This is a genomic window from Streptomyces sp. NPDC107581 (assembly GCF_055657175.1).
On record NZ_JBVKBH010000054.1, the window covers coordinates 1 to 4274 of the forward strand.

Here is a 4274-nt window from a genome sequence, read left to right on the forward strand (position 1 = left end):
CCCTGCCCCCGGCTTCCGCAGTGGGCCGTGGGGGCGGTGCGGGTGATGCGGGCCGTGGGGGCGGTGTGGTGTTGGTGACGGGTGCGTCGGGTGCGCTGGGTGGTCTGGTGGCGCGGCATCTCGCGCAGACAGGCCGGGCGGGGCGGTTGGTGTTGGTCTCGCGTCGTGGGATGGATGCGTCGGGGATGCTGGAGCTGGTCGCTGATCTGGAGAAGTTGGGTGTCGAGGTCACGGTCGCGGCGTGTGATGTGTCTGACCGGGATCAGCTGGCCGGTGTGGTGAAGGGTGTTCCGCTGACCGGTGTCGTTCACGCGGCCGGGATGGTGGATGACGGGCTGGCCACGGCTCTGGTGCCGGAGCGGGTGGAGTCGGTCATGCGGCCGAAGGTCGATGCGGCCTGGCATTTGCATGAGCTGACCCGTCATCTGGATCTGGACACGTTCGTACTGTTCTCCTCGATCGCCGGGGTCTGGGGCAACCCGGGACAGGCCAACTACGCGGCCGGCAACACCTTCCTGGACGCGCTTGCCGCGTTCCGGCGTCAGCAGGGTCTGGCGGCGGTGTCCCTGGTGTGGGGGCCGTGGGAATACGGCATGACCACGAAGCTCGACCGGGCCGACTGGCAGCGCATGTCCCGCCAGGGCCTGAAGCCGCTCCCCGCGACCGACGGGCTCGGCATGCTGGACGCGGCCACTCATGCCCCCGACCCGGTGGTGGTGACGGCTCAGCTGGACTTGGCCGCTCTGCGGCGTTCCGGGGAGATCCCGCCGTTCCTGTCCGCGCTCGTGCACACGACCCGTTCGGCCGGACCCGCGCGACGTACGGCCGGACAGCCCGCCGCCGACAGCCAGAACTCGTTGGCCGCACGGCTCGCGGCGCTCGGCTCGGCCGAGCAGAGCGCAACCGTCCTCGAACTGGTCGCGGCACAGGCCGCCTTGACGCTGGGCATGGCCGGAACCGAGAGCATCGAGGCCGGTCGTACATTCAAGGACATCGGTTTCGACTCGCTGACTTCCGTGGAGCTGCGCAACCGGCTGAACACGGTGACGGGTCTGCGCCTGCCGGCAACGGCGGTCTTCGACTATCCCACTCCGGCCGCGCTGGCCGGGTTCGTGGTGGGTGAGGTGGTCGGTAGGAACGACGATGCGTCGACGGGTTCCGCGCTACCGGTGACGGGTGGCGTGCCCATGGACGAGGACCGCCTGGTCATCGTCGGCATGGGCTGCCGCTTCCCCGGGGGAGTGTCGTCTCCCGGTGAGTTCTGGGAGCTGCTGGAGTCGCGTGGGGACGCGATCGGTCCGTTCCCCGCGGACCGGGGCTGGCCCGCGGATGTCCACGACCCGGACCCCGAGGCGCTCGGCAAGAGCCTTGCGGGAGAGGGCGGGTTCCTTTACGAGGCCGGGGAGTTCGACGCCGGTTTCTTCGGGATCAGTCCGCGTGAGGCGGCCGCGATGGATCCGCAGCAGCGGTTGCTGCTGGAGACCTCGTGGGAGGCGCTGGAGGACGCGGGAATCGATCCGAACATGCTGCGCGGCAGCGACACGGGCGTGTTCGCCGGCCTGATCTACCACGACTACCTGCCGTTCGGCGCGGTGTCGGAGGACGTGGAGGGCTATCTCGGTACGGGTGGTTCGGGTGGTGTGGCGTCGGGTCGGGTGGCGTATGCGCTGGGCTTGGAGGGTCCGGCGGTGACGGTGGACACGGCGTGTTCGTCGTCGCTGGTTGCGTTGCACCTGGCGTGCCAGTCGCTGCGGTCGGGCGAGTGCTCGATGGCCCTGGCCGGCGGCGTGAACATCATGGCGACGCCGGGCACCTTCATCGACTTCACCCGGCAGCGTGGGCTTGCGGCGGACGGCCGGTGCAAGGCGTATGCGGAGGCGGCGGACGGCACGGGTTGGGGTGAGGGTGTCGGCGTCCTCGTCGTAGAGCGGATGTCCGACGCCCGCCGCAACGGTCATCGAATCCTTGCGGTGGTGGCCGGTACGGCGATGAACCAGGACGGCGCGTCCAACGGTTTGACCGCGCCGAACGGTCCCGCGCAGCAGCGGGTCATTCGGACCGCGCTGACGAACGCCGGCCTTGTCGCGGCTGACGTGGACGTGGTCGAGGGCCACGGCACGGGCACCCGGTTGGGTGACCCGATCGAGGCGCAGGCGCTGCTGGCCACCTACGGCCAGGGGCGGCCGGAGGAGCGGCCGTTGCTGCTGGGTTCGGTGAAGTCGAACATCGGTCATGCGCAGGCGGCTGCGGGTGTGGCGGGCATCATCAAGATGGTTGCCGCGATGGAGCACGGCATGGTCCCCGCCACTCTGCACGTGGATGCTCCTTCCTCGCACATCGACTGGGATGCGGGTGCTGTGCGGTTGGTGACGGAGGCGGTGCCGTGGCCGGAGGTGGGGCGTCCGCGGCGTGCGGGTGTGTCGTCGTTCGGGTTCTCCGGTACGAACGCGCACGTGATCATCGAGCAGGCGCCCGCTGATGATGGCGCTCCTGTCGCCGGTGTTGTTCCGGCCGACGGTGTCCCGTCGGTGGCTCTGCCGGTGGTGCCGTGGGTGGTGTCGGGTCGGTCGGTGCCGGGTCTTGCGGGTCAGGCGGAGCGCTTGGCCGGATACGTCGAGCAGCTTCCCGACGTGGACCTGGCGGACGTGGGCTGGTCGCTGGGGACCTCACGTGCGGTGCTGGAGCAGCGTGCTGTGGTGCTGGGCTCGGATCGTGGCGAGCTGCTGGCGGGTTTGGGGGCGTTGGCTGAGGGTCGTGAGGTTCCGGGTGTGGTGTCCGGGGTTGTGGGTGGTGTGGGCAAGGTCGGTTTCGTGTTCACCGGGCAGGGTGCCCAGCGCATAGGCATGGGCCTGGGTCTCTACGGCACCTTCCCGGTGTTTGCGGAGGCGTTCGATGCGGTGTGTGCTGCTCTGGCCGGGCATCTGGAGGGCTCGCTGGCGGCGGTGATCCGTGGTGAGGGCGAGGTGTCCTGGCCGGGTGGGGGTCGGATCGATGAGACGGTGTGGGCGCAGGCCGGTTTGTTCGCTGTTGAGGTGGCGTTGTTCCGGTTGTTGGAGTCGTGGGGTGTGGGTCCGCAGGTGGTGGCGGGTCATTCGATCGGTGAGCTGGCTGCGGCGCATGTGGCCGGGGTGTGGTCGCTGGAGGATGCGTGTGCGGTGGTGGCCGCGCGTGGCCGTCTGATGCAGGAGCTGCCCGCCGGCGGCGCGATGGTGGCGATCGAGGCGACCGAGGAACAGGTTCTCGAAGCGATCGCGGGCCGATCCGGTGTGGGGGTCGCCGCGGTCAACGGTCCCCGGGCTGTCGTGATCTCCGGTAACGAGGACGAAGTCCTGGCGGCCGCGGCAGAGTTGGCGGGGGGTGGGGCGCGTACCAAGCGTTTGACGGTGTCGCATGCGTTCCATTCGCCGTTGATGGAGCCGATGCTGGAGCGTTTCGCCGAGGTCGTCGGTGCGGTCGGGTACCAGGTGCCGAAGCTGACTTTTGTGTCGGCGTTGACCGGGTGTGTGGTGAGTGATGAGGTGACTGACCCGTCGTACTGGGTGCGGCATGTGCGTGAGGCGGTCCGGTTCGCCGATGCGGTCTCGGCACTGCGGGACAACGGTGTGCGGACGTTCGTGGAGATTGGTCCGGACGGGGTGCTGTCGGGCATGGGCCCGCAGACCCGGGTCGGGAACACGTTGGATGACACGGGTGACGCCGGTGACATCACCGAGGTGTGGCTGCCGGTGTTGCGTCGTGGTCGGGATGAGCCTCGGGCGTTGCTCACGGCGCTGGCGAAGGTGTTCGTGCGGGGCGTGGCGGTCGGGTGGGACAAGGTGTTCACGGGGACGGGTGCCCGGCGGGTCGACCTGCCGACGTACGCCTTCCAGCGCAGGCGGTACTGGCTCCCGACCGGTTCCGCTCTGGTGGATGCGGCGGGGCTGGGGCAGTCCCCGGCCCGGCATCCATTGCTGGGTGCGGCGGTGACGTTGCCGGCGAGCGGCGGCCTGGTGCTGACGGGTCGGTTGTCGCTGGCCGGGCAGCCCTGGCTGGCCGATCATGTGGTGGCCGGGCGCGTGGTCGTACCGGGGACCGCGTTGATCGAGATGGTCGTGCGGGCCGGCGACGAGGCCGGATGCGCGCGCGTCGAGGAACTGCTCATCGAGACGCCTCTGGTGCTTCCGGCCCAGGGTGCACTGAGGGTGCAGGTGACGGTTGACGAGTCGGATGAGTCCGGTCGCCGAGCAGTGGCCGTCTACGCCCAGGTCGAGGGCGCGGCGTTCGAGGAGGAGTGG

General features: G+C 69.7%; 1 pseudogene. It reads left to right on the forward strand.

Annotation, left to right across the window (positions count from 1 at the left end):
* Positions 1-65 precede the first annotated feature (65 nt).
* Positions 66-4274 (forward strand): annotated as a pseudogene (locus ACZ7P3_RS42470) (type I polyketide synthase); the annotation flags it as partial.